Source organism: Agromyces selenitireducens (assembly GCF_052748465.2).
Genome location: NZ_CM188259.1, coordinates 2,588,917 through 2,614,269 on the forward strand (window position 1 = coordinate 2,588,917; position 25,353 = coordinate 2,614,269).

At 72.8% G+C, this 25,353-nt stretch carries 25 protein-coding genes and 2 riboswitches; of the genes, 12 read left to right on the forward strand and 13 right to left on the reverse strand.

Annotation, left to right across the window (positions count from 1 at the left end):
• Nucleotides 1–2: 2 nt before the first annotated feature.
• Complete coding sequence (locus tag ACULK4_RS12025; protein ID WP_445964646.1) at nt 3–767, forward strand: CPBP family intramembrane glutamic endopeptidase; 765 nt, start codon at nt 3–5, stop codon at nt 765–767.
• Here ACULK4_RS12025 and ACULK4_RS12030 read toward each other — a convergent pair.
• The 4 genes from ACULK4_RS12030 to gcvT form a co-directional block, all read right to left on the reverse strand.
• On the reverse strand, nt 713–1,180 hold the full coding sequence (locus tag ACULK4_RS12030; RefSeq protein WP_445964647.1) for a hypothetical protein: 468 nt from the start codon (nt 1,178–1,180) through the stop codon (nt 713–715). The two genes, ACULK4_RS12025 and ACULK4_RS12030, sit on opposite strands and share 55 nt — an antisense overlap.
• A 111-nt stretch (nt 1,181–1,291) precedes the next feature.
• On the reverse strand, nt 1,292–4,186 hold the full coding sequence (gene gcvP, locus ACULK4_RS12035) for an aminomethyl-transferring glycine dehydrogenase (protein ID WP_445964648.1): 2,895 nt from the start codon (nt 4,184–4,186) through the stop codon (nt 1,292–1,294).
• A gap of 69 nt (nt 4,187–4,255) precedes the next feature.
• On the reverse strand, nt 4,256–4,627 hold the full coding sequence (gene gcvH, locus ACULK4_RS12040; protein WP_445964649.1) for a glycine cleavage system protein GcvH: 372 nt from the start codon (nt 4,625–4,627) through the stop codon (nt 4,256–4,258).
• Nucleotides 4,628–4,700: 73 nt separating this feature from the next.
• Nucleotides 4,701–5,882, reverse strand: a complete 1,182-nt coding sequence (gcvT, locus tag ACULK4_RS12045) for a glycine cleavage system aminomethyltransferase GcvT (RefSeq protein WP_445964650.1) — start codon at nt 5,880–5,882, stop codon at nt 4,701–4,703.
• A 42-nt stretch (nt 5,883–5,924) separates the two neighbouring features.
• A riboswitch (glycine riboswitch) is annotated at nt 5,925–6,024 on the reverse strand.
• A 61-nt stretch (nt 6,025–6,085) separates the two neighbouring features.
• A riboswitch (glycine riboswitch) is annotated at nt 6,086–6,189 on the reverse strand.
• Between the two features lie 153 nt (nt 6,190–6,342).
• Between gcvT and ACULK4_RS12050 the strand changes: the two genes are divergently transcribed.
• From ACULK4_RS12050 to ACULK4_RS12075, 6 genes are all read left to right on the forward strand, one after another.
• Complete coding sequence (locus ACULK4_RS12050) at nt 6,343–7,113, forward strand: NUDIX hydrolase (protein ID WP_445964651.1); 771 nt, start codon at nt 6,343–6,345, stop codon at nt 7,111–7,113.
• Nucleotides 7,110–8,537: a quinolinate synthase NadA gene (nadA, locus tag ACULK4_RS12055; RefSeq protein WP_445964652.1), complete on the forward strand. Its 1,428-nt coding sequence runs from the start codon at nt 7,110–7,112 to the stop codon at nt 8,535–8,537. Before ACULK4_RS12050 ends, nadA begins: the two co-directional genes overlap by 4 nt.
• A gap of 1 nt (nt 8,538) precedes the next feature.
• Nucleotides 8,539–10,128: an L-aspartate oxidase gene (nadB, locus tag ACULK4_RS12060; protein ID WP_445964653.1), complete on the forward strand. Its 1,590-nt coding sequence runs from the start codon at nt 8,539–8,541 to the stop codon at nt 10,126–10,128.
• Nucleotides 10,128–11,027 (forward strand): carboxylating nicotinate-nucleotide diphosphorylase, encoded by a 900-nt coding sequence (gene nadC / locus ACULK4_RS12065; protein WP_445964654.1) that lies wholly within the window; start codon nt 10,128–10,130, stop codon nt 11,025–11,027. The genes nadB and nadC overlap by 1 nt, the downstream gene beginning before the upstream one ends.
• Complete coding sequence (locus tag ACULK4_RS12070) at nt 11,024–12,166, forward strand: cysteine desulfurase family protein (RefSeq protein WP_445964655.1); 1,143 nt, start codon at nt 11,024–11,026, stop codon at nt 12,164–12,166. The genes nadC and ACULK4_RS12070 overlap by 4 nt, the downstream gene beginning before the upstream one ends.
• Nucleotides 12,167–12,376: 210 nt before the next feature.
• The gene (locus ACULK4_RS12075; protein WP_445964721.1) at nt 12,377–13,888 is read left to right on the forward strand and encodes an MDR family MFS transporter; all 1,512 of its coding nucleotides are present in this window, start codon (nt 12,377–12,379) and stop codon (nt 13,886–13,888) included.
• Between the two features lie 82 nt (nt 13,889–13,970).
• Here ACULK4_RS12075 and ACULK4_RS12080 read toward each other — a convergent pair whose 3' ends face one another.
• Entirely contained in the window at nt 13,971–15,629 is a 1,659-nt protein-coding gene (locus ACULK4_RS12080) for a substrate-binding domain-containing protein (RefSeq protein ID WP_445964656.1), read from the reverse strand.
• Between the two features lie 190 nt (nt 15,630–15,819).
• Between ACULK4_RS12080 and ACULK4_RS12085 the strand changes: the two genes are divergently transcribed.
• The gene (locus ACULK4_RS12085) at nt 15,820–16,509 is read left to right on the forward strand and encodes a phosphoribosyltransferase (RefSeq protein ID WP_445964657.1); all 690 of its coding nucleotides are present in this window, start codon (nt 15,820–15,822) and stop codon (nt 16,507–16,509) included.
• An 87-nt stretch (nt 16,510–16,596) separates the two neighbouring features.
• Nucleotides 16,597–17,100, forward strand: coding sequence for a hypothetical protein (locus ACULK4_RS12090; protein WP_445964658.1), 504 nt, complete (start codon nt 16,597–16,599; stop codon nt 17,098–17,100).
• On the opposite strand, the gene ACULK4_RS12095 is transcribed toward ACULK4_RS12090, so the two are convergent.
• From ACULK4_RS12095 to ACULK4_RS12110, 4 genes are all read right to left on the reverse strand, one after another.
• Nucleotides 17,085–17,276, reverse strand: a complete 192-nt coding sequence (locus tag ACULK4_RS12095; RefSeq protein ID WP_445964659.1) for a hypothetical protein — start codon at nt 17,274–17,276, stop codon at nt 17,085–17,087. The two genes, ACULK4_RS12090 and ACULK4_RS12095, sit on opposite strands and share 16 nt — an antisense overlap.
• Nucleotides 17,273–17,911, reverse strand: a complete 639-nt coding sequence (locus ACULK4_RS12100) for an LON peptidase substrate-binding domain-containing protein (RefSeq protein WP_445964660.1) — start codon at nt 17,909–17,911, stop codon at nt 17,273–17,275. Before ACULK4_RS12100 ends, ACULK4_RS12095 begins: the two co-directional genes overlap by 4 nt.
• A 173-nt stretch (nt 17,912–18,084) precedes the next feature.
• Entirely contained in the window at nt 18,085–18,984 is a 900-nt protein-coding gene (locus ACULK4_RS12105) for an Fpg/Nei family DNA glycosylase (protein WP_445964661.1), read from the reverse strand.
• A 65-nt stretch (nt 18,985–19,049) separates the two neighbouring features.
• Nucleotides 19,050–19,397: a DUF7882 family protein gene (locus ACULK4_RS12110; protein ID WP_445964662.1), complete on the reverse strand. Its 348-nt coding sequence runs from the start codon at nt 19,395–19,397 to the stop codon at nt 19,050–19,052.
• Nucleotides 19,398–19,617: 220 nt separating this feature from the next.
• On the opposite strand from ACULK4_RS12110, the gene ACULK4_RS12115 reads away from it, so the two are divergent.
• A complete protein-coding gene (locus ACULK4_RS12115; RefSeq protein WP_445964663.1) occupies nt 19,618–20,421 on the forward strand; it encodes a hypothetical protein in 804 nt (267 codons plus the stop codon).
• 6 nt (nt 20,422–20,427) lie between these two features.
• Here the strand turns inward: ACULK4_RS12115 and ACULK4_RS12120 are convergent, their stop codons facing one another.
• Complete coding sequence (locus ACULK4_RS12120) at nt 20,428–20,862, reverse strand: MarR family winged helix-turn-helix transcriptional regulator (RefSeq protein ID WP_445964664.1); 435 nt, start codon at nt 20,860–20,862, stop codon at nt 20,428–20,430.
• A 32-nt stretch (nt 20,863–20,894) separates the two neighbouring features.
• On the opposite strand from ACULK4_RS12120, the gene ACULK4_RS12125 reads away from it, so the two are divergent.
• Nucleotides 20,895–21,155: a hypothetical protein gene (locus ACULK4_RS12125; protein ID WP_445964665.1), complete on the forward strand. Its 261-nt coding sequence runs from the start codon at nt 20,895–20,897 to the stop codon at nt 21,153–21,155.
• A 7-nt stretch (nt 21,156–21,162) separates the two neighbouring features.
• Here the strand turns inward: ACULK4_RS12125 and ACULK4_RS12130 are convergent, their stop codons facing one another.
• Entirely contained in the window at nt 21,163–22,854 is a 1,692-nt protein-coding gene (locus ACULK4_RS12130; RefSeq protein ID WP_445964666.1) for a cell wall-binding repeat-containing protein, read from the reverse strand.
• Nucleotides 22,855–23,126: 272 nt separating this feature from the next.
• Here ACULK4_RS12130 and ACULK4_RS12135 point away from each other — a divergent pair, with 272 nt between their 5' ends.
• On the forward strand, nt 23,127–23,702 hold the full coding sequence (locus tag ACULK4_RS12135) for a 1-acyl-sn-glycerol-3-phosphate acyltransferase (RefSeq protein WP_445964667.1): 576 nt from the start codon (nt 23,127–23,129) through the stop codon (nt 23,700–23,702).
• Between the two features lie 25 nt (nt 23,703–23,727).
• On the opposite strand, the gene ACULK4_RS12140 is transcribed toward ACULK4_RS12135, so the two are convergent.
• The gene (locus ACULK4_RS12140) at nt 23,728–23,952 is read right to left on the reverse strand and encodes a dodecin (RefSeq protein WP_445964668.1); all 225 of its coding nucleotides are present in this window, start codon (nt 23,950–23,952) and stop codon (nt 23,728–23,730) included.
• A 73-nt stretch (nt 23,953–24,025) separates the two neighbouring features.
• The gene (locus tag ACULK4_RS12145) at nt 24,026–25,339 is read right to left on the reverse strand and encodes a hypothetical protein (protein ID WP_445964669.1); all 1,314 of its coding nucleotides are present in this window, start codon (nt 25,337–25,339) and stop codon (nt 24,026–24,028) included.
• Between the last annotated feature and the right edge of the window lie 14 nt (nt 25,340–25,353).

Here is a 25,353-nt window from a genome sequence, read left to right on the forward strand (position 1 = left end):
GCATGCCCTCGCCCCGTCGCCTGCGCACGGAGATCGCGATCGTCCTGGCACTGTCGCTCGGCGCATCGGCCGTCTACTCGATCGTGTCCATCGTGGCCCGGGTCACCGACGAACGGCCGCTCGGCGAGCAGTCCGCGGCCATCAACCAGTCCCGTGCGGAGCGGGAGTGGCTCGACTTCGCCTACCAGTTCCTCGACGTGGTGTTCGGGGTGGCCGTCGTCGCGCTCGTGCTCTACCTGCTGTGGCGGCCCGGCGGGGATCCGTTCCGCCGCATCGGCTTCGACCTCACCCGCCCCGGCCGGGACGCGGCATCCGGCCTGCTGCTGGCGGCGGTCATCGGCATGCCCGGCCTCGCACTGTACGCCGCGGGGCGGGCGATGGGATTCACCGTCGCGGTCGTCCCGCAGTCGCTCGACGCCTACTGGTGGACCGTGCCGATCCTCGTCCTCGCGGCGTTGAAGGCCGCGCTCGTCGAGGAGGTCATCGCCGTGGGCTACCTCTTCACGCGCCTCCGCGAGCTGGGCGTCGGCCCCTGGGCCACCATCCTCTCGAGCGCGCTGCTGCGCGGCACCTACCACCTGTACCAGGGTTTCGGGGCATTCGTCGGCAATGCCCTGATGGGCGTCGTGTTCGGCTGGGCCTACACCCGCTGGGGTCGCACGATGCCGCTCGTCATCGCGCACTGGATCCTGGACATCGTGTCGTTCGTCGCCTACCCGCTCGCACTGGGCTGGTGGCCGGAGCTGTTCGCGCCACCGGCCGACTGAGCCCCGATCCGCCCGGGTGTCGCGGGCGCCGGATGCCGCGGCCGTGGCGACTCCGCGACGTGCCGGCCCTGCGCGAGCGCCACGACCGTGACGGGCATCGGCGGCAGGGCCTCCTCGGGCGGCTCGACGCGCAGGTCGGAGTCCGCCGAGCGGATGCGCGCGCCGTCCATCCAACTGCGGCGGCTCGGCGTGCACACCGCCGAGAACGCCTCGGGACCGGTCGCGAATCCGCGGGTGAAGTCCCCCATGCTCTCGGCGCGCCGGAGCGCTTCGGCGAGCGCGGGATTGCGGCGCTCGACCAGGCCCGCGCGCTGCTGGAGTCCGAGCGAGCCGGAACCGGCGAGCGTGCAGCCCACCATCACTCCGACGAAGGCGATCGTCGCGATCGCGGCGACGAGGTCGATCGGGACCATGCGCACCCCCTTGTGCGAGAGATCCTCAGTGTACTCCCGGGGCGGGAGGCGGTCACCCCTGATCCCGCGGTGCGGCAGGCTCACGACGCCGCACCCGCAGGAGCCCGGCGACTACGCGAACGCCTCGATCGGCGGGCAGGCGCACACGAGGTTGCGATCGCCGTACGCCTGGTCGATACGGCGCACGGGCGCCCAGTACTTGTTCCGCACCAGCGAGTGCACGGGATAGACGGCCTGCTCGCGCGTGTACGGGTGCGTCCACTCCCCCGCGATGACCGACTCGGCGGTGTGCGGGGCGTTCCGCAGCGGGTTGTCGTCGGCGGGCCATTCGCCCCGGGCGACGGCATCCGCTTCGGCCCTGATCTGGATCATCGCCTCGACGAAGCGGTCGAGCTCGGCGAGGTCCTCCGACTCGGTCGGCTCGACCATGAGCGTGCCCGCGACGGGGAACGACATGGTCGGCGCGTGGAAGCCGTAGTCGATGAGGCGCTTGGCGACGTCGTCGACGGTCACGCCGGTCTCGGCGGTGAGCGGCCGGAGGTCGAGGATGCACTCGTGCGCGACGAGCCCGTTCTCGCCCGTGTACAGCACCGGGAAGTGGTCGCGCAGGCGCGCCGCGACGTAGTTCGCCGCGAGCACGGCGGTCGCCGTCGCCTGCTTGAGTCCCTCCGCGCCCATCATGCGGACGTAGGCCCAGGAGATCGGCAGGATCGACGGGCTGCCGTAGGGCGCCGCCGACACCGGTCCGCCGTCGTGCGAGACACCTCCCGCGTGCGCGTTGCGCTGGGCCATCGGGTGGCCGGGCAGGTGCGGCGCGAGGTGCGCCTTCGCCGCGACCGGGCCGACGCCGGGTCCGCCGCCGCCGTGCGGGATGCAGAACGTCTTGTGCAGGTTCAGGTGCGACACGTCGCCGCCGACGTCGCCGAAGCGGGCGAAGCCGAGCAGTGCGTTGAGGTTCGCGCCGTCGATGTAGACCTGGCCGCCGGCGTCGTGCACCGCCCGGGTGATGTCCTCGACGTCGTGCTCGTAGACCCCGTGCGTCGACGGGTAGGTGATCATCAGCGCCGCGATCCGTTCGGCGTGGTCGGCGATCTTCGCCCGCAGGTCGCCCAGGTCGACGTTGCCCAGCTCGTCGCACGCGACGACGACGACGCGCATGCCGGCCAGGACGGCGGATGCCGCGTTCGTGCCGTGCGCGCTCGACGGGATGAGGCACACGTCGCGCTCGGTGTCGCCGTTGGCGCGGTGGTAGCCGCGGATCGCGAGGAGCCCGGCGAGCTCGCCCTGGCTGCCCGCGTTCGGCTGCAGCGACACCGTGTCGTAGCCGGTGACCTCGGCGAGCCAGCCCTCGAGCTGCTCGATGAGGCCGAGCGACCCGCGCACGTCGGCCTCGGGCGCGAACGGGTGCAGGTTCGCGAACTCGGGCCAGGTGACGGCCTGCATCTCGGTCGCCGCGTTGAGCTTCATCGTGCACGAGCCGAGCGGGATCATGCCGCGGTCGAGCGCGTAGTCGCGGTCGGCGAGCTGCTTGAGGTACCGCATCATCTGCGTCTCGGACTGGTGCGTGTTGAACACCGGGTGCTCGAGGTACGGCGACGTGCGGCGCAGCGCGTCGGGCAGGGCGTTCGGCATGGACCCGCTGCCGGCGCGGAACGGCGCATCGTCCTCGCCGAACGCGCGGACCACCGCCTGCAGGTCCTCCCAGGTCGTCGTCTCGTCGACCGCGACCTGCACGGTCGCCTCGTCGACCTCCCAGAGGTCGAGGCCCAGCTCTCGCGCGCGCTCCACGACGTTCCGAGCGAGACCCGGCACGACCACGCGGATCGTGTCGAAGTACGCGTCGTGCACGAGTTCCTGCCCGTTCTCGGTGAGCCATCCGGCGAGCGCCTTCGCCTTGGCCGCGGTGGTCGTCGCGATGTGACGGATGCCGCGCGGCCCGTGGTACACGGCGTACATCGACGCCATGACGGCGAGCAGCACCTGCGCCGTGCAGATGTTCGACGTCGCCTTCTCACGGCGGATGTGCTGCTCGCGCGCCTGCAGACTGAGCCGGTAGGCCGGGTGGCCGGCGGCGTCCTGCGAGACGCCCACGAGGCGGCCGGGCAGCTGCCGCTCGAGACCCTTCCGCACGGCCATGTACCCGGCGTGCGGGCCGCCGAAGCCCATCGGCACGCCGAAGCGCTGCGACGTGCCGACCGCGACATCCGCCCCCAGCTCGCCCGGGCTCGTGACGAGCGCCATGGCGAGCAGGTCGGCCGCGACGACCGCGAGTGCGCCCTGCTCCTTCGATCCGGCGATGACGGATGCCGGGTTCCAGACCCGGCCGGACGCGCCGGGGTACTGCACGAAGAGCCCGAAGTGCTCGCCCAGCCCGGCGACATCCGTCGACTCGTCGAGCTCGGCGACGACCAGTTCGATGCCGAGCGCGGTCGCACGCGACTCCAGCAGCGCGTGCGTCTGCGGGAGGGCGTCGGCGTCGACCACGAAGCGGTTCGAGCGCGACTTCGACGCGCGGCGCGCGAGGAGCATGCCCTCGACGACCGCGGTGCCCTCGTCGAGCATCGACGCGTTGGCCGTGTCGAGTCCGGTGAGGTCGGCCACCATCGTCTGGAAGTTGATCAGCGCCTCGAGCCGGCCCTGCGAGATCTCGGGCTGGTACGGCGTGTAGGCCGTGTACCAGCTCGGGTTCTCGAGCACGGTCCGCTGGATCACCGCGGGCGTGATCGTGCCCGAGTAGCCCAGGCCGATCATCGACGTGCGCACGGTGTTCGCGTCGGCGAGCGCGCGCAGCTCGGCGAGCGCCTCGCGCTCGGTCGCCGCGGCGGGGATCACCGAGTCGACGACCTCGTGCATGCGGATCGCCGTGGGGACGGCGGCGTCCATGAGCGCGTCGAGCGAGTCGTAGCCGAGCGCGGCGAGCATCCACTCGTGGTCGCGCGGGGTCGTCCCGATGTGGCGGCGCCCGAAGGCGTCGACGTCGAAGGCCGGGGAGGTGCTGGTGGTCATCGTGTTCCTTGGGTCGCTGGTCGAGGAGCGGGCGCAGCCCGCGTCTGCCGACCGGGATGCGAAGGCGGCTTATTCGCCCGTGAGGGCGCGGTACTCGTCGAGGCTGAGCAGCTTCGGCATCGACGCGGCGGTCACCTTCATCAGCCAGCCCTCGCCGAACGGGTCGCTGTTGACGAGCTCGGGCGAGTCGACCACGGCCTGGTTCGACTCGACGACCTCGCCGTCGACCGGGGCGAACAGCTCGCCCACCGACTTGGTCGACTCGATCTCGCCGACGACGGTGCCCGACGTGATCGGCGTGCCCGCCGCAGGCAGGTCGACGTAGACGACGTCACCGAGCTTCTCGGCCGCGTAGTCGGTGATGCCGATGGTGACGGTCTCGCCGTCGACCTTCACCCACTCGTGTTCTTCGGTGTACTGCAGGTCGGTGCGGTCGGTCATGGGGTGTGCTCCTCTGTCTCGTGCGGTGCGGTGCGGTGCGGTGCGATGCGGGTGGTCGGTGGCCCGGGCGCGCTCAGGCGCCGCGCCGGTAGAACGGCAGTGCGGTGACGGATGCCGCGACGCGCGTGCCGCGCACGTCGACGAACAGCTGCGAGCCGGGCTCGGCGGCATCCGGAGTCACGAACGCCATCGCGACCGGGTGGCCGAGCGTCGGCGAGAGCGCGCCGGAGGTGACCTCGCCGACGTTCCGGGCGCCGTCGCCGTCGCCGTCGAACACCGCGTAGCCGGCGCGCGGGGCGCGGCGGCCCTCGGCGGTGAGCCCGACCAGGACGGGGGCGCCCTCGGCGGGGCCCTGCTCGATCGCGGCGCGGCCGACGAAGTCGCCCTCCTTCGAGAGCGCGACGACGCGACCGAGGCCGGCCTGCACGGGCAGGACATCGCGCGAGAGCTCGTGGCCGTACAGCGGCATGCCCGCCTCGAGGCGGAGCGTGTCGCGGCTCGCGAGGCCGCACGGCACGACCCGGGGGCCGCCGGTCTCGCGGAGCGCCTCCCAGAGGCGCGCCGCCCGGTCGGGCGCGACGTAGAGCTCGAAGCCGTCCTCCCCGGTGTACCCGGTGCGGGCGACGAGCACGGGCTCGCCGTCCCACGTCGCGGCGAGCGCGCGGTAGTACTTCAGCTCGGCGAGCGCGGCGACGAAGTCCTCGACGTCGTTGCCCGGGCCGTCGATGCCGAAGCCGGGCGTCTGCTGCAACACCTCGAGCGCATCGGGGCCCTGCAGCGCGACGAGCGCGATGTCGTCGGACTCGTCGAACACCTCGCACTCGAACGGCGACGTGCGGTTGCGGAGCTCCTCGGCGACGACCTCGCGGTTCGACGCGTTCGCCACCACCATGTAGCGGTCCTCGCCCGTGCGGTACACGACGAGGTCGTCGACGATGCCGCCGTCGCGGCCGAGCAGAAGGGAGTACTTCGCCTGGCCCTCGGCGATCGCCGACAGCTTGCCGGCGAGGGCGTAGTCGAGCGCGTCCGACGCCTCGGGTCCGACGACGAGGATCTCGCCCATGTGCGACAGGTCGAAGAGCCCGGCGTGCTCGCGCACCGCACGGTGCTCGGCGAGGTCGCTCGTGTAGCGGACCGGCATCTGCCAGCCGGCGAAGTCGGTGAACGACGCACCCGCGGCGCGGTGCACCTCATCGAGGGGGCTGCGTCGTTCGGTGGTGGTGCCGGGGTCGGTGGTGCCGGTTGCGTCGGTCACGAGTTCTCCATATCGCGATGGCGCGGCGGTGCGCCGCATGAGAACTCCCCCTCTGTCATGGGCCTGAGAGCTTCGCAGCCCCGGGGAGCTTGCTTTCACCTTCGGCGGCCCGCACGGGTGCGGGGGATCTCGATGCACGTCGCCCTGCGGCGTCGCGACTCGATCTGCTCCGCGCTCCGCGCGGAGCACTTTTCAGAGACGGCCTGGTCATCGCGGTGATGCGACCTGAGAGATTGGCGGGGAGGCTTGCTCCTTCGGTGCCGGCTCGCCCGTGGATCTGGACTGCCGGCTCTCCCGCGATGCGTCGATGGCCCGATGTGCGGTTGTGGTCGCAGTCTACAACGCACCCCCGCCCCGCGAGCGGCGTCATGCGATTGGCGTTCGTGTCACGTTGACTGTAAGCTGGGCTCCTCGACTTAGCGTCATCCTGACACTAAGAACGACGGGAAGGGGCGAGCGGATGCCGCAGCACGACGCGCAGGCACGCCTGGCCGTGTCCACGGTCATCTTCGCCCTGTCGCCGGAGACGGACGGCGACGGCGTGGAGCGGCCGAGCCTGCGAGTGCCGCTCGTCCGCCGGCTCCGCGAGCCCGGCCTCGGCCGCTGGGCGCTGCCGGGCGGCTGGCTGCCCGCGCACGAGTCGCTCGACGCGGCCGCCGCCCGCACGCTCGGCGAGACCACGGGGCTCGCGCCGCGCTACCTCGAGCAGCTCTACACGTTCGGCGACCCCGACCGCTCCCCCGGCGAGCGCGTCGTGTCGGTGGTCTACTGGGCGCTCGTGCACTCCGACGAGGTCGAGCGCGCCGTCTCCGACGAGAACGTGCGCTGGTTCGACGAGGACGACCTGCCGGATCTCGCCTTCGACCACGCCGCGATCATCGACTACGCGCTGCGCCGCCTGCGCACGAAGCTCGAGTACTCCGGTATCGCGCACGCGCTGCTCGGAGCGACCTTCACGATGGCCGAGCTCCGCGGCGTGCACGAGGCCGTGCTCCGCAAGCGCCTCGACCCGGCGAACTTCCGCCGCACCATGGAGGCCTCCGGCACGCTCGTCGACACCGGCGAGCGCCTCGCCGGCACCCGCCACCGGCCGCCGGCGCTCTACCGCTTCGATCCCGCCCACTCGCTCGCGGCGTCGCCCTCACCGGCGCCGGCGGCGCCGCAGCCCGCGGCATCCGTCACCGCACCCTCGACCCACCGGCCCGGCACGCACAGCAAGGACACGCCATGAGCACCACCATCCCCGACACCCCGGCCGAGCTGGAGCGCCGCATCCGCGACGCGGCATCGGTCGACCGCAGCATCCGGCTCATCACGACCGGCGCCACATCCGGCGAGACGTGCGCGCCCGACCTCGCGCGCGGGCCGTGGGAGTTCGACCGCGGTCCCGCCGGCTACGGCCCGGGCTCCTCCATGGGCGACGTGATCCCGGCGGGCGCGCCGCGCCAGGGCGCGCTGCCCGCGGAGTACCGCGAGGCGAGCGCCGACGAGCTCGACGCGCGCATCCGCGCCGCAAAGGAGACGCTCGGCGACCGCGTCGTCGTCCTCGGCCACTTCTACCAGCGCGACGAGGTCGTGCAGCACGCCGACTTCACGGGCGACTCGTTCCAGCTCGCCAACGCGGCGAAGTCGAAGCCGGACGCCGAGGCGATCGTCTTCTGCGGCGTGCACTTCATGGCCGAGACCGCCGACATGCTCTCGCGGCCCGAGCAGGCGGTGATCCTGCCGAACCTCGCCGCGGGCTGCTCGATGGCCGACATGGCCGACACCTCGAGCGTCGAGGAGTGCTGGGAGCAGCTCCAGGAGGTCTACGGCGACCTGTCGGCGCCGGGGCCCGACGGCCGCGTACCCGTGATCCCGGTCACCTACATGAACTCGTCGGCCGCGCTGAAGGGCTTCGTCGGCCGCAACGGCGGCATCGTCTGCACGTCGTCGAACGCGACGACCGTGCTCGAGTGGGCGTTCGAGCGCGGGCAGCGCGTGCTGTTCTTCCCCGACCAGCACCTGGGCCGCAACACCGCGAAGGCCATGGGCGTGCCGCTCGAGGCCATGCCGATGTGGAACCCGCGCAAGCCCCTCGGCGGCAGCACCGCTGCCGAGCTGGAGGACGCGCGCGTCATCCTCTGGCACGGCTTCTGCTCGGTGCACAAGCGCTTCACGGTCGACCAGATCGAGCAGGCGCGGCGCGAGCACCCGGGCGTGCAGGTCATCGTGCACCCCGAGTGCCCGATGCCCGTCGTCGATGCGGCGGATGCCGCGGGCTCGACCGACTTCATCGTCAAGGCGATCCAGGCCGCTCCCGCAGGCTCGACGTTCGCGATCGGCACCGAGATCAACCTCGTGCAGCGTCTCGCGGCAGAGCACCCCGAGCACACGATCTTCTGCCTCGACCCGGTGGTCTGCCCCTGCTCGACGATGTACCGCATCCACCCCGGCTACCTGGCGTGGACGCTCGAGGAGCTCGTCGCCGGACGCGTCGTGAACCGCATCGAGGTCGCCGACGACGTCGCCGAGCCCGCCCGTGTCGCGCTCGAGCGGATGCTCGCGGCGAAGCCTCCGGCATCCGTCACCGTGCCCGCAGGTTCGACGATCGCGGCCGCGACGGATGCCGCGACGGTGGCCACCACGACGCCCGACCCGGCCGACGGGGCCTGACATGACCCGCGTGCTCGTCGTCGGCTCGGGCATCGCCGGGCTGTGGACGGCGATCCGCGCCGCCGAGTCCGGCTGCGACGTGACCGTCGTGACGAAGGCGGCGGTCGGCGCCGGCGCGACGGCGTGGGCCCAGGGCGGCATCGCCGCGGCGATCTTCGCCGGCGATGCACCCGCGCGGCACGCCGCGGACACGCTCATCGCGGGTGCCGGCCTCGGCGACCCGGAGGCCGTGCGCGTGCTGACCGACGAGGGGCCGGCGCGCATCCGCGACCTGATCCGGTTCGGCGTCGCGTTCGACCGCGACGACTCCGGCATCGCCCGCGGGCTCGAGGCGGCCCATTCCCGTTCGCGCATCCTGCACGCCGGCGGCGACGCCACGGGTGCCGCCATCCAGGCGGCGCTGATCGCGACCGTCCGCCGACGCGGAGTGCGCGTGCTCGAGCGGACCTCCCTGGTCGACCTCGTCGTCGACGCCGGACGCGTCGCCGGGATCCGCGTGATCCCGGGCGTGCGCGACGGGTCCGCGGCATCCGTCGGCGCGGAGGGGATGGGCGAGCTGCGCGCGGACGCGGTCGTGCTCGCGACCGGCGGCGCAGGATGCCTGTTCCGGTATACGACCAACCCCGAGATCGCCACCGGCGACGGCGTGGCCGCCGCCGCACGCGCCGGGGCCGAGGTCGCCGACCTCGAGTTCGTCCAGTTCCACCCGACCGCGCTGGCCGTGCCCGGCACCCCGCTGATCTCCGAGGCGGTACGCGGCGAGGGAGCGGTGCTGCGCGACGCCGAGGGCCGCCGCTTCCTGGCCCACGTCGACCCGCGGGCCGAGCTCGCCCCGCGCGACGTCGTGGCCAGGGCCGTGTGGCGCCGGATGGCCGAGCAGGACGGCACGCCCGTGGTGCTCGACGCGACGCACCTCGGCGCCGCGCGGCTCGCGTCGCGCTTCCCGGGCATCGACGCGGCCTGCCGGGCCGCCGGATTCGACTGGGCGCGCGAACCCGTGCCGGTCGTGCCGGCAGCGCACTACGCGATGGGCGGCGTCGTGACCGACCTCGCGGGGCGCACGAGCCTGCCCGGACTCTGGGCGGTCGGCGAGGTCGCGCGGACGGGCGTCCACGGCGCCAACCGGCTTGCCTCGAACTCGTTGCTCGAGGGCGCCGTCTTCGCCGAGCGCGCCGCCCGCGACCTCGGCTCCGCGGCCTCCGCCGCCCCACCTGCGACCCCGTCGCCTGCTCCGGTCGCCGGACGCATCACGCGACACGCCGCCCCCCTCGGCGCGCCGGCCGGATCGTCCGACGACTCGCTGCTCGCCGCGCCCGCCATGGCGAACGCAGTCGTCGACCGGGGCGAGCTGCAGCAGCTCATGTGGGACCGGGTCGGGCTCGACCGCGACGCGGAGGGGCTCGCCGCGGCATCCGCTCGGCTGGCCGGATGGCACGCGCCCGAACCCGTCGACCGTCGCAGTGCGGAGGACCGCAACCTGCTCGACCTCGCCCGGCTCACCGTCGCGGCCGCGATGGCCCGCACCGAGAGCGCGGGCGCGCACACGCGGACCGACGCGACGTCCGTCACCGACGAACGAGAGGCCGCCTGATGACCGAACCCCGCGAGATCGAGCGCATCGTCGCGATGGCGCTCGACGAGGACGCGCCATGGGGCGACCTGACGGGCGAGACGCTGATCCCCGAGGGCGAGACCGCGACGGCCGAGCTCGTCGCCCGTGAACCCGGGGTGTTCAGCGGTGCGCGCGTCGTCGAGACGACGTTCCGCCTCGTGGACCCGCGCATTGCCGTCGAGGCGGTCGCGGCCGACGGCGACCGGTTCGCGGCGGGCGACGTGCTCGCCCGGGTGCAGGGGCCCGCCCGCGGCATCCTGCGCGCCGAGCGCGTCGCGCTCAACCTGGTGCAGCGGATGTCGGGGGTCGCGACGCTCACGGCCCGGTACGTCGACGCGGTCGCGGGCACCCGGGCGCGCATCGTCGACACCCGCAAGACCACGCCGGGCCTGCGCAGCCTCGAGCGGCAGGCCGTGCGCGACGGGGGCGGACGCAACCATCGCCGTTCGCTCTCCGACGCGGTCATGGCGAAGGACAACCACCTCGCAGTGCTGACGGCGGGCGGCGCCGACCTTGCGACGGCACTGCGCGAGGCGCGCGAGCGGATGCCGCACACCGCCCACCTCGAGGTCGAGGTCGACCGGATCGACCAGATCGAGCCCGTGCTCGCGGGCGGCGCCCAGACCGTCATGCTCGACAACTTCACGGTCGACGCGCTGCGTGCGGGCGTGGAGCTTATCGCCGGTCGTGCGATCGTCGAGGCCTCCGGCGGCGTGAACCTCGACACGGTCGCCGGGATCGCGGCGGCAGGCGTCGACGTCATCTCGGTCGGTGCGCTGACCCATTCGGCCCGCGCGCTCGACCTCGGCCTCGACGTCGTCATCGACGCGGGCGCGGGCAGGTCGGCGACGGATGCCGCGGATGCGGGGTCCGCGTGATCTTCGCCGACCACGCCGCCACGACGCCCGTTCGCCGGGAGTCGCTCGAGGCGATGTGGCCGTACCTCACGGGCGCATTCGGCAACCCGTCCAGCTCGCACGGGATCGGCGACGAGGCGGCCCGTGCGCTCGCCTGGGCGCGCGACGAGGTCGCGGCGGTCGTCGGCTGCCGGTCCGGCGACGTCGTGTTCACGTCGGGCGGCACCGAGGCCGACAACCTGGCGGTCAAGGGCCTCGCGCTCGCGAACCCGCGCGGACGCCACGTCGTGATCTCGCCCGTCGAGCACGAGGCCGTGCTCGAGGCCGCCGACGCGCTTCGACGCCTGCACGGCTTCGAGGTCGACGAGGTCGCGGTCGACGCGACCGGCATGGTGACGGCGGAGGCGCTCGGTCGCGTCATCCGACCCGACACGACCCTGGTGTCTGCGCAGCTCGCGAACAACGAGGTCGGCACCGTGAACCCGGTCGCCGAGCTCGGCCGCATCGCGCACGGGGCGGGCGCGCTCATGCACACCGACGCAGTGCAGGCGGCCGGATGGCTGCCGCTCTCGATCGACGCGCTCGGCGTCGACGCGCTGTCGCTCGCCGGCCACAAGGTCGGCGCACCGAAGGGCACGGGCGCGCTGGTCGTGCGCGGCCGCCTGCCGCTCGAGCCCGTGCTGCACGGCGGCGGACAGGAACGCGGCCGGCGGTCGGGCACCGAGAACGTGGCCGGTGCGGTCGCGTTCGCGACCGCGCTGCGGCTGGCCGAGTCCGAACGAGCGGATGCGGCGGCGCGGGTGACCGCGCTGGCCACCCGGTTCCGCGAGCTGGTCGCAGCGGCCGTGCCCGGTGCGGTCGCGACCGGGAATCCGCTGCACCGCCTGCCCGGGACCGTGTCGTACGTCTTCCCCGGCACCGCCGGCGAGGCCGTGCTGCTCGAGCTCGAGCGGCGCGACGTCATCGTCTCCAGCGGGTCGGCCTGCGCGGCGGGCAGCGACGAGCCCTCGCATGTGCTCACCGCGATGGGATTCGAGCCCGACCTCGCGCGCACGGCGGTGCGGTTCTCGTTCGGCGCGGGCACGACGCAGGACGACGTCGAGCGTGCCGCGGCAGCCCTCGCCGACGCCGTGTCGGTCGTGCGCGATATCGTGCGCTGACCGGCACGGGCCGGGGGCGATGTGCGCGGCGGATCATTCATGCGCATGCTTCGGCGGAATCGGGAATAGCGTGCGACCGCGACGTGGTTGCATCTCGCGTTCGCCATGCCACCCGCCATCCGTCACGGCCGGCGACGAACGAAGACGACGAAGACGAATGAGGACGCGCACGTGACCGAACGCACCGCACCCGACACCGGATCGATCACGATGCCCCGCGCCGGCGCTCCGCTCGACGACACGACCGCCGAGGAACGCGCGATCGACCAGCAGGTCCGCGCCGCGCAGCCCGAGCACGGGGCACGGAACACGCGCGTGATCTGGCTGCTGCTCGCAGCGACCTTCGTGGTGTTCCTCAACGAGACGATCATGAGCGTGGCGATCCCGGAGCTCGTCGACGACCTCGGCGTGACGCTCACCGCTGCGCAGTGGCTCACGACCGCGTTCATGCTGACCATGGCGGTCGTCATCCCGATCACGGGCTTCCTGCTGCAGCGGTTCCCGACCCGTCCGATCTTCGGCACCGCGATGAGCCTGTTCTCGGCAGGGACGCTCCTCGCGGCGCTCGCGCCCGGGTTCGAGGTGCTGCTCGCCGCGCGCATCGTGCAGGCGACCGGCACGGCCATCATGATGCCGTTGCTCATGACGACGCTGATGACGCTCGTCGCGCCCTCCGACCGCGGCCGGTTCATGGGCCGCGTGTCGATCGTCATGTCGGTCGCACCGGCGATCGGTCCCGCCATCTCGGGGCTGATCCTCAACTACCTCGGCTGGCGCTACATGTTCTGGCTCGTGCTGCCGATCGCGGTCACGATGCTCGTGATCGGCCTGCGCCGGGTCACGAACGTCGGCGAGACGCGCGTCTTCCCCATCGACGTGGTCTCGGTGGTGCTGTCGGCGATCGGCTTCGGCGGGCTCGTCTACGGGCTGAGCCTGGTCGGCGGCGTCGTGAGCGGCCGGGCGGCCGGCGACGCGCTGCCGATGTGGGTTTCGGTCGCGATCGGCGCGGTCGGCGTGCTCGCCTTCATCCTGCGACAGCTGCGGTTGCAGCGGGCCGACCGCGCGCTGCTCGACCTGCGCACGTTCCGCACGCGGAACTTCGCCGTGTCGATCGCGATGATGGCGGTGATGATGGCCGCGCTCTTCGGCACGATCATCCTCCTGCCGATCTACCTGCAGGACGTCCTGGGGCTGGAGCCGCTCGCGACCGGGCTGCTCGTGCTCCCCGGCGGGCTCGTGATGGGCCTGCTCGGTCCGACGGTGGGCCGGCTCTACGACCGCGTCGGGCCGACGCCGCTGCTCGTGCCGGGAAGCATCGTGGTGAGCGCCGTCCTGTGGTCGCTGACGCTCGTGACGGAGTCGACGCCGCCCTGGATGGTGCTCGTCGCGCACGTCGCGCTGTCCACCGCGCTCGCCTTCATGTTCACGCCGCTCTTCACGAGCGCGCTGGGTTCCGTCGAGCCCCACCTGTACTCGCACGGCTCGGCCATCGTCGGTACGCTCCAGCAGGTCGCCGGGGCCGCGGGCACGGCGCTGTTCATCACGGTCATGACCGCGACCGCGGCGACCGCCGAGGCGGCCGGCACCGCCGCCGTCGCCGCGCAGGCGGCCGGCGTGCGCAACGCGTTCCTCGTGGGCGCGATCGTGTCGATGTTCGCGATCGTCGGCGCCACGTTCGTGCGGCGTCCGGCAGACATGGCACGCCTGCCCGCCGCGCACTGAACCGGCCGGCACGACGAACGAGCGGCGCCGGTCCCTGCTCGGGGGCCGGCGCCGCGCGTTCATGCGTGACGGACGCCGCGCGTCAGCCGCAGTCGGGGCGGCAGGTGCGCTGCGAGATCGCGTCGACGAGCACCGTTCCGAGGTCTTCGGGCTCGGCGGCCGAGTAGGCGCCGCCCCGCGTGACCTTCGCGATCTGCTGCATGGCCTGCAGGTCGGTGTCGGGACCGAAGCCGATCATGATCACGGGGACGGGCTCGTTCGGATCGTCCATCTTCTTCAGCTCGGCGAGGAGCTGGTCGAGGTTGATCCCGTTCTGGTCCTCGTTCTTGCCGTCGGTGATGACGAGCACCGAGTTGACCTTCTCGGGGTCGTACGACTCGCGGACTCGCTTCACCGCGTCGAGCGTGGTGTCGTAGAGTCCGGTGGCCCCGCCGAGTCGGGACGGCAGCGACTGGATGATGCCCGCGATCTGCTGCGTGTGCGCGGCGTCCGCGAGCGGTGCGATCGGGGCGACGTCCTCGTAGTCGAGGTTCCCGTTCCGGGCGGTCGAGAACAGCCACACGCCGAGCTCGGCCTCGCCGGAGAACTTCTGCACGGCGCCCATCGCGGCCTGCTGGAACACGTCGATGCGGCGCAGGCCGTTCGCGGCTGGCTCCTCCATCGAACCTGAGACGTCGATCACGGCGAGCATGCGGCCGCGCATGGTGAGCACGCCCCACGAGCGCAGGATCTCGATCTGCGCCGCGCCGTCGAGCTCGGTCTCGGCTGGCGGCGCAGTCGCCGCGACGCCGCGAGCCTCGAGCTCGCCGCTGCCGTCGGGAGCGCGGAAGCCGACCTCGGCGAAGTGCTCGCCGGCCTTGCCCAGCGCGGCCTCGAACGCGTCGAGGTTCTCGGTGCGGTCCTTCGCCATCCGGACGAACGGGTAGTCGAGGGCGACCGTGCCCTCCGTCGGGTAGGCGGCGACGAGCGGCTCGGCCGATTCGTCGGCGTTGTGCTCGACGACGCGTGCCTCGCTCGTGAGCACGATCATCGGCGTCTGCGACGAGGTGACGGTGCCCATCGCCGCATCCGTCGACGCCGGGATCGACTTGCTGAGCGTGATCATGGCACCCGCGAACTGGCGCGGATCGTCCGGAGACGACTGGCCCTTCAGTGCCAGGAGGCTCGCGAGGCTCGCCGACGACGCCTCGGGGTCGGGCAGGAGGGTGGGAAGCTGCCCGCTCAGCACTCGCGCCCAGCTCACCGGCTCCTTCGCGAGCTCCTCCGCATCGGCCGCGGCCGCAGCGAACACGATGGGCGATGTCGCGACGGAGTCGCCGATCGCGAGGACCGGCGCACCGAGGCCGAGCGAGGTCGCGGTGGCCCGCGTGCGGTCGATCCACACCGTCGAGTCGGGGATCCACACGTCGGCCTCGGACGTTCCGGCCGCGACCGAGGCGGCGGTGTCGGCGGAGTCCTGGGCGCGCACCTCCGTCTCGACGCAGCGCTTGGGGTCGGCGTCGAAGTCGGCAGCGAGCTCGGCCACCGACGGCGCGATCGACGTGTCGGCGATCACGAGGATCTGCTCGGGCTCATCGCACGCCGGTTGGTCTGCGGCGGCGAAGAGCGGGTTGAGGTGGCCGCCCACCCAGAGGTAGACGCCCGACGCGACGAGGCCGACGACCGCCACGCCGGCGACGACGGACAGGATGAATCGGCGGCTCGGCGCCTTCGCCGAAGCCGCGACGCTGTGACGTCCCACGGGCACTCCAAGTCGAACGGCAGCGCCGTGGGCGATGCCGATCCCAGTCTGAACGGGCTCCCCCGTTCAGGGGGAAGGGTTCACTCAGCATATGGCGAACGTGAGCGAATGGCGAACTCCCGAGCGGCGACCGGAGCGCCGCACGGGGTCTTCCCGCCCGATGCATGCGGGGCTATCGTCGGGAGATGGCATGGGTTCCGGCGGGACCACCGGGTTGAGCCGTTTCGCCGACCGCCGCGACGCGGGCAGGAGGCTCGCGGAGGCGGTGCGCACGCTCGCGATCGAGGACGCCGTCGTGCTGGGCCTGCCGCGCGGCGGAGTGCCCGTCGCCGACGAGGTCGCCCGCGCGATCGGCGCGCCGCTCGACGTCCTCGTCGTCCGCAAGCTCGGCCTGCCGTCCCAGCCGGAGGTCGCGATGGGCGCCATCGGCGAGGAGGGAGCCGAGGTCGCCAACGAGGACGTCGTCGGGATGGGGCGCGTCTCGGCCGCCGAGTTCGCGGCCGTCGAGCGCCGCGAACGGGCCGAGCTCGATGCGCGTGTGCGCCGGTTCCGCGGCGACCGTGCGCCGCTGCCGATCGCCGGCCGTACCGCGCTCATCGTGGACGACGGGGTCGCGACCGGTGCGACCGCCCGGGTCGCGTGCCGTGTCGCCCGCGCACGCGGTGCGGCCCGGGTCGTGCTGGCCGTGCCGGTCGGCTCGCCCCGCTCCATCGAGTCGATCCCCGAGGCCGATGAGGTGGTGTGCGTGCAGGCGCCGCCCGGGTTCATGTCGGTCGGCATGCACTACCTCGACTTCCGCCAGACCCCGGACGACGAGGTGGCGGCGATCCTCGCCGCGGCGCACGGCCGCGATCCCGGCGGCGCACCGGATTCCGCCTGAGCACAGCCGCGGCGGCGGATGCAACCCCTTTCCGCCCTGCAGCCGGCTGCGGTTCAGTTGGGGAGCCCGAACGGAAGGCGGAGCACCGTGGAACTGGACACCAGCACCATCATCTGGATCGTGGTCGGCGTCATCGCGCTCATCGCGCTCATCGCCGTCGTCGCGTGGATCGCGACGTCGAACCGGCGCCGGGAGGCGCAGGTCGAAGCCCGGCGCCGCGAGGCCGACGAGATGCGCGAGCGCGCGGCCGAGGTCGACCAGGCGGCCCGCGAGCGCGAGGTCCGCGCCGCCCAGGCGGACGCCGCGGCACGCGACGCGCAGGCGAGGGCCGCCGAGGCGGAACTCGAGGCCGAGCGCCTCGCCGACGCCAGCCGTGAGCACCGTACCGATGCGGAGCGGCTGCGCGCCGAGCAGGCGGAGCACGCGCGCGGCGCCGAGGCGGTCGACCCGGACGTCATCGACGATCGCGACGAGGGGCGGCCGGCACAGCCCGAGCGCACCGAGCCCGAGCGCACCGAGCCCGAGCGCACCGAGCCCGCGCGGTCGTCGGAGCCTCCCCGGACCGAGGAGCCGCGTCAGCCGAACACGTGACGGATGCCGAGCGCCTCGTCGACGTGCGCATGGACGTCGTCGAGGCGGCATCCGTTCGGGCACCGGTACGCGCTGACGGCGAGGCCGGCATCGCCCATCGTGGGAACGACCGTCACCAGCGCGGCGGCGTTCGCGCCGCACTTCGGGCAGTCGAGTCGGGTCCAGCGGTCGGTCACGGGCGGTTCTCCTCGGTGTCGTCGGTGTCGTCGGCACCCTCGGCCTCGCCGGGGTCGACCGCCGGGCCGGAGTCCCCGGTGGTGGCGAGCCCGGCGAGTTCGGTGTCCAGGTCGTCCCCGGCGGTCCACGCCGCCGTGAGGACCTCCCCGGCGTCATGCGTGAGTTCGATGAGGCCGGTCAGGAGCTCGCGAAGCGTGCGCGAGCCGAGCAGCTTGACCTGGTCGAGCGGTGTGAGCGGGGCGATGCCGGCGAGTTGCCACGCGGATGCCACGGGGTCGTCGCTCAGCCCCACGTCGGCGTCCCACGGCAGCTCCACGAACTCGCTCGCGCGGGCGATCGTGCGTCGGACCACGAGCTCGGCCTGATCGCGCATCGGCGCGAGCGCGGGATCCCACTCGAGTTCCGGCAGCTCGCGGACGACGGCGGCGGGATGCGGGTCGTCGTCGAGCCATTCCACCACTTCGATGCGGCGGTCGCCTCGGGCGAGCACCGCCATCATGCCGTCCGTCTCGCCGAGCTCCGTGATCTGCGCGACCGTCCCGTGCCCGAAGCGGCGCTGCGCCTCGGGCCCGGCAGCCTCGCGGCCGCTCTCGATGAGCACCACGCCGAACTCGGCCGGCTCCCCGGCGAGCACGCGCGCGACATCATCACGAGGTAGCGCTCCTCGAAGACGCGCAGCGCGAGCGGCATATGCGGGAAGAGCACGCTGCCGACCGGGAACATCGCGAACGCGGCCATGCGGCGAGTGAACCACCATGCGGCTGGGAACGGGTCGCGAATCAGGGGCCTCGCGGCATCCGCTCAGCGCTACTTCAGCAGCCGGGACCTGACGCGGTCTGCGAGCGGCGTGCCGCCGGTCTGGCAGGTCGGGCAGTACTGGAACGTCGAGTCGTGGAACTCGACCTGGCGGACGGTGTCGCCGCACACCGGGCACGGTTCGCCGGTGCGGCCGTGCACGCGGAGGCGGCGACGCTTGGCGTCCTTCAGCTCGGCGGCAGGGCGGCCGGACGCCTCGGCGAGCGCCTCGCCGAGTGTCTCGCGCATCGCGGAGTAGAGCGCCGCGACCTCGTCGGCCGAGAGCGACGCGGCGAGCTTGTACGGCGACATCCTCGCCGCGTGCAGGATCTCGTCGGAGTAGGCGTTGCCGATGCCCGCGAGGACCGATTGGTCGCGGAGCAGCCCCTTGATCCTGGTGCGACGCCCGGCGAGCACGGCGGTGAAGTCGTCGAGCGTGAACGCCTCGGCCATGGGGTCGGGCCCGAGCCGAGCGATGCCCGGGACGTCGGCAGGCCGCCGCACCACGTAGACCGCCAGCGACTTCTTCGTGCCCGCCTCGGTCAGGTCGAACCCCGAGCCGTCGTCGAGCCGGACGCGGAACGCGATCGGCGACCGGCCCGGCCGCAGGACCGTGGCGGGCAGCTCGTCGTACCAGCGCAACCACCCCGCGCGGGCGAGGTGGAAGACGAGGTGCAGCGCATCGTCGGCGGACGAGTCGGCCGACGCCCCGGACGCGCCGCCGATCTCGAGGTCGATGAACTTGCCGTGTCGCGCCGCACCGGCGATCGGCCGCCCCTCGATCGCGTGCAGCGGGGGATCGAAGGTCTTCAGGGCCGAGATCGCGGTCACTCGCGCCGAATCGACCGCGCGGCCGACGGCGCGCTCACGGAGGAACCCCGCGAGCGCCTCGACCTCGGGCATCTCGGGCACTCCCCCATCGTGTCACCGGCCGGCGACATCCGCACCGGGTCGTCGGAGGCGCGCCGCGAGCGGGATCAGCGGGATTCGGCGGCGGACGCCGCGGCATCCGCCTCGCCCTCGATCGCGCGCAGCGCGTCGACCAGCGCGGGCGTGAGCTGCAGCCCGCGCACCCCGTTCGCGGCCATCATGAGGCGGTTCAGCCAGCGCCGGTCGAGGTGTGGTTCGTCGTCCTCGTCGTACTGCGCGAGGATCGGCATGGTCGGGTTCACCATCACCTCGTCGTGATGGCCGCCGTCGACGATCCAGCCGACGATCACCGGCTCGCGGACCCGCAGCTTGGCGATGATGACGGCGTGCACGTGGGCGAGCACATCGTCGGGGAGGTCGATCGTGACGATGCGGCCGAGCATGAGCGTGCCCAACGTGGTCCTTCCGGTGCGGGGGGGGTCAGGCCGCCGGTCTCCGGACTGCTCCGGAACTCGGATGGTCGAACCCACGCGTGACCGGCGGCCTGTCGCGGGTCTCGGGTGGCCCGCGCAGACAGTCCACCCCACGGTCCCGATTCCGGGGAGGGTCTTGACACGGCATCCGTCCGCATGGCATCGCGCGCACGACGTCCGTCCTGACCCGTATGATCCCGCTGTGGACCCGAACACCGCCCGCGCCGTACTGCGCCTCGACCCCGCCGCACCGCTCGCACGTGAGGCGGTGGAGCAGGCCCACCGGCGCGAGGCGTGGGAGTGGCACCCGTCGCGGTACCCGGATGCGGAGGGTCGCGCTTCGGCCGAGGCATGGGCGGCGACGCTCGACGAGGCGCGCGGCGTGCTGCTCGCGGCGCTGCCGACGATGACGGATGCCGCGGCGCCGGCCGCCACCCGTCGGGGCCTGTCGCGCGGCGCCGTGATCGGCATCGTGGCGGGGTCCGTCGCGCTGCTCGCCGTGCTCGCGACCGCCGGTGTCGGGGCCGCGCGCCTTGCGACGACGGCGATCGAGCAGAGCCGGATCGCCGAGGCGGGTGCCGACCGCGCGGCCGGTGACGGCGCCGGTGCGGGCCAGGCGGCCGCGGATGACGACGCTCCGGGTGACGCTTCCGCGGAATCGGGCGGCGAGTCGCTCGGCGTCGAGCGCATCGAGGCCGACGAGACGTACTTCACGTTCCCTGCTGCGCTCGAGTTGTACGACGACGGTCGGTACGGGCACCTGTGCGGGCTCGAGCACCTCGAGGGCTGCTGGGAATCGGCGGTGTTCGTCGAACAGGACTGCGCGAACCTCGAGATCGAACTCGGCTTCTCGAACGACGACGACGTGTGGGCGCCCGCCGAGGAGACCCGCACGGTCACCGAGTCCGATGTGATCGCCGGCGAGGCGCTGCCGGTCGTGTTCGGCAACGACGGATTCGACTTCGGCTGGATGCAGGACGTTCGATGCACGACCGCGGCGAGCTGATGGCGATCAGTTGACGGCGTGGGCCGCGTCGAGCAGTGACGTCAGCTCGTCACGCAGTCGCTCGAGCCGCTCGATCGAGTAGCCGAGCCGATCGACGACCTCGCCCGGCACGCGCAGCGCACGCCCGCGGAGCGCGACGCCCGCGTCGGTGAGCGCGATGTCGACGGCGCGCTCGTCGTCGACGCTGCGGGCGCGCGTGACCAGTCCGGCGGCTTCGAGCCGCCCGATGAGCGGACTCACGGTCGCGGGCTCGAGGTAGAGACGTTCGGCGATCTCGCGGAGGCGCTGCGGGCTGCGCTCCCAGAGGGCGAGCAGCACGAGGTACTGCGGATGGGTCAGGCCGAGCGGCTCGAGGGAGGGCCGGTAGAGGCGGACGACCTCCCGGCTCGTCGCGGCGAGCGCGAAGCAGAGCTGGCGGTCGAGTTCGAGCGGATCGGTCATGCCCTCCAGAATAGCGAGTACACTAACTGTTCGTGCACGAAGAGAAACTGCCGAACCCGTGGAAGGGCGTGCCGGGGTTCTGGGCGCGCGTGAACCAGGTGCTCTATCCGTTCGCCGGCCCCGCGGAGGTCGGGATCGGTCGCCCCGAGGCGCCGTACCGTCCACCGGCCGATCCGATGTGCCCCCTCTGCGGCGCACGCATGGCCGACCACCGCATCGACCGCGGCGACGCGAGCACGCCGACCCACCTGCACTGCCCCACGGGCCCCATGGGCTCCGAGCGCGCAGCCTGACGCCGGCTCAGCCGAGCGTGATCCCGCGCGCCGACATGAACGGGACGGGGTCGATGCGCGTGCCGTCCTGGTAGACCTCGAAGTGGAGGTGGCATCCGGTCGACGCACCGGTCGTTCCGGAGTACCCGATCAGCTGGCCCGTCGTGACGCTCTGGCCGACTTTCACGCGTATGCCGCCGTCGACGAGGTGCGCGTATCCGGTGTCGACTCCCGAGGAGTGCGCGAGCTTGATGTAGTTGCCGTAGGTGCCGACCCAGCCCGCGGTGCTGACCTTTCCCGACGTCGCGGCGTAGATCGGCGCGTTGCAGCCCGTGCCGATGTCGGTCCCGCCGTGGAACGACGACGTGCAACCGCCCGAGGTGCAGATCGGGTCGCGCGGGCCGAAGTGGCTCGTGATGCGGCCGTTCGCGGGCTTCGCCCAACCGCCCGCGCACGCGGTGTCCGCCGCGACCGCATCGCCGATGACCCCGGTACTGCCGAGGAGCACCCGGGCCGGCGGGGCCATCTCCTTGAGCGCGGTCCAGGCCGGGTACGGGATGCACGTCGCGCGCGTGAGATAGAGCGGTGAACCCAGTGCGCCCGCCAGCGCCGCACCGGACAGCGCGTCGGCGAACTCGATGCCCGTCGCCAGGAATCCGCTCCCCACGGCTGACGACGTGCTGCGGAAGACCGCCTGGTTGATCGCCGTGGCCGTCAGGTATCGATCGGCGCCCTGGTGGCGCAGCACCGTGAACCCGCTGGAGGCCAGCTGCTTCGCGATGCCGTCGCTGACGGCGCCGGTGCTGCCCGCGATCCGGACCGTGCGGACACCGAGCGCGTCCATCGCCGCGATCGTGCTCGATCGAGCCGACTGGGCGAGGCCCTCGACGAGGAACACGGGAGCGCCGATCGCGCCCGCGGCCGCCGAGGCGGCCAGCGCGTCGGGGAAGTCGTACCCGGTCGCGACGAACGCCTCGGTCGCACCTCCGAACGCGTCCGCGACCAGCAGCTCTCCGGTCTCGTAGCGGTCGGCGCCGCCGATCCTCGTGATGGACGGCGTCAGGGTCGCGAGGTCCGCGTAGACGGCCTCGCTCACGACGCCGTCGCTGCCGGCGACGACGATGCGAGCGGGGGCGAGCCGCACGATCTCCGCGCGGACGACGTCGGGGATGACGTCGGTCCGCGTGAGCAGCAACGGGCCGCCCGCCTGGGCGGCCGCCGCGGCCGCGGTGAGCCCGTCGGGGAAGTTCAGCCCGGTCGCGATGTACAGCACGGGCACGCCGGGTCCGAAGCGCTTCGAGATCGCGACGGCAGTCTCGTACCGGTCCGCTCCGGCGAGGCGGTGCACGCCCGAACCGAACGCCTCGATGACCGGCTCCACGGCCGTCGTCGACTGCTCGGTCGACTGCTCGGCAGTCGTCTGCTCGGTCGACTGCTCCGTCGTCTTCGCGGAGGAGTCCGTCCCGTCCGGCGCGAGCGTCGGGGCCGGCGTCGGCGACGGGGTCGGAGTCGGGGATGGGGTCAGCGACGGGTCGGGCGTCGGGGTGGAGCCTGCGCCGTCGTCCGTCGGCTGCTCGGACGCGGGCGGCGTCGACTCGACGACCTGCTCCTCGGTCCCGGGAACCGGATCCTCTGCGTACGCGGGAACCGCGGTGCCGAACACGATCGCCATCGCTGCGGTCATCGTCACGATCGCGCGTACGCGGAACGACCGGATCATCTGCGCCTCCCCCACGGAGCGGCGTGGGCGAGTGGAACCGCCCGCGCTCGTCCTCGCAGTGTAGGGGTCGATCGCGGAACTGTGAAGTTCACGTTGAACGTTTGTCTTGAACCGCTCAGAATACGCCGACCGGGATCGTGCACTGCGGAGGCGATGCGGCGTGTCGGCGGCATCGGATGACGCGACCCGCAGTCGTGCCCTCGACCCTCACGGCACGCGGTCGACGGATCCCCATGCCCCGCAGGGCATGCGCGGTGACGTACGGTGGCCGGATGCTCCGACGACTCGTCTCGCGCGTCTACTGGGCCTGCAGCCGGTGGACCCTCGCGGGCGAGCCGGCGCCGGCCCGCCCGTCCGTGCTCATCGGTGCCCCCCACACGTCGAACTGGGACTTCGTGCTCATGCTCGGCATCGCGTGGCGTCGCGGCATCGACATCCGCTGGCTCGGCAAGAAGAGCCTGTTCAGCGGATGGCGCGGGCCGATCATGCGCGCGCTCGGCGGCATCCCGGTCGACCGCGACGATCCGAGCCGCGTGGTCACCGAGGTCGTCGAGCGCATCCGCGCGGGCGAGGTCTTCGGGCTGGTCGTGACCCCGGACGGCACCCGCGGCTCGAACGAGTACTGGAAGTCCGGCTTCTACCGGATCGCCCGCGAGACCGGGATGCCGATCACGCTCGGCTTCGTCGACCGCACGACGATGACCACCGGCCTCGGCCCCACGTTCGAACTCACCGGCGACGTCGCCGGCGACATGGATCGCATCCGCGCGTTCTACGCCGACAAGGCAGGCCTCCGCCCGGAGCTGCGCACCGAGCCCCGCCTCCGCGACGAGACCCCGCAGCGCTGACGCGAGCCCTCGCGGCGGGCCGGCCTCAGTCCTCGAGCCGGAACCCGACCTTCAGCGTGACCTGGAAGTGCGCGACGCCGCCGTCCTCGACGTGGCCGCGGGTCGACACCACCTCGAACCAGTCGAGGTGACGGAGCGTCGCGGACGCTCGGTTGATGGCATTCCGGATGGCGGCATCGGTGCCCTCGTGCGAGGTCCCGACGATCTCGGTGACGCGGTAGACGTGATCGTGCGTGGCGTGGTCGTGCATGGCCGGCTCCTGACTCCCCGCGCCGTCGCGGGATGCCTCGACCCTAGTCACGACCGCACCTGCGGCGACAGGCCTATTCCGTGGAGAAGTCCAGCTTCGAGTCGGCCACGGCGATGACCGACCAGGTTCCGCCGTCGGCGTCGGTGAACTCGTAGGCGGGCACGACGAGCACGCTGCCGTCGGGCTGCCACTGGCTCGCGAGCCCGAGCCGCGCCTCGACGATCTCGACGTCGTTCACCGGCCACGACACCGACGTGCCGGGGCTCGGCGCAGCCGGCGGCTCGGTCGGCGGCACCCACTCCTCGGTCGTGACGGCCTCGTCGCGCACCGCGGCCGGCATGATCGTCATCTGCGCGCCGAACCGAGGGTCGGAGAGCCGCTCGAACGCCTCCTGCTCGCTCACGACGGGGTACTCCCCCAGCTCGACGAGCTCCGCGAGCGCACCCGACGCGCTCACCATGCCCTCATCGGCGAGCTCGATGCTCCACGCCTGGTCGACGCGCTGCCCGTCGACGACGGGCCACCCCTGGGCCGGCCGGGTCACTGCGCCCTCCCACGTCTCCGAGGTGAACTCGTACCCGCCGGGGTCGCGTCCGGTCGACGCCAGCAGCGAGCGCAGCGCGTCGACCGCCGCCTGCTCGCTCGGGAGGTCACCGCTCGGCTCGCATGCCTCCGCGCCGCTGTCCGGCTCGACCTCGCACTCCCACGGGTTGAGTCGCGGGTCGGAGTACCAGAACCCCAGCGTGCCGTCGAGCGAGACGCCGAGGGTCGGACCGGTGCCGTCCTGGGGCCCGACCGTCCACGAGCCGTCCACGAGCTGCGGCGTCCCCTCGACGCCGAGCGCCGCAGCGAGGTCCGCAACGGTGTCGGCAGTGGATGCCGCGCGTGCGTCGAATCCGTAGGCGGCCGCCGTGCCGTCCTCCGTCGAGAGTCCCGACGCACTGAACGAATTGCGGCCGCCGCCGTAGGGCGGCCAGATCATTCCGGTCCGGTCCGGCGCCGACATCGTGAGATCGTCGGTCGAGGGCTCGGGCATCATGCCCTGCTCGGCCATGCCGGCGTCGGCCCCGCTCTCGAGCGAGATCGGTGGCGCTGCGCCGTCGGCGAGGTTCACCGCTCCTCCGGTCGTCGAGCCGATGCCGTATCCGACCGCGCCGACCGCGCCGACCACGACGATCGCTGCAGCCGCGGCGGCCGCCGGGATCCAGGCCGGGCGTCGCCGCTCGCGCTCCGCGCCGAGGTCGGTGACGGGTGCGGCATCCGTCGCGGAATCGTCCGTGGCCCGCGCGACGACCTCGTCGGCGAATCCGTCCCGCGGCTCGACGCCGGCGGCAGGGTCGGCGGCACGCAGTCGCTCCAGCGGGTCGCGCTGCTCGTCGTCGTTCATGTGGATCACCCTCC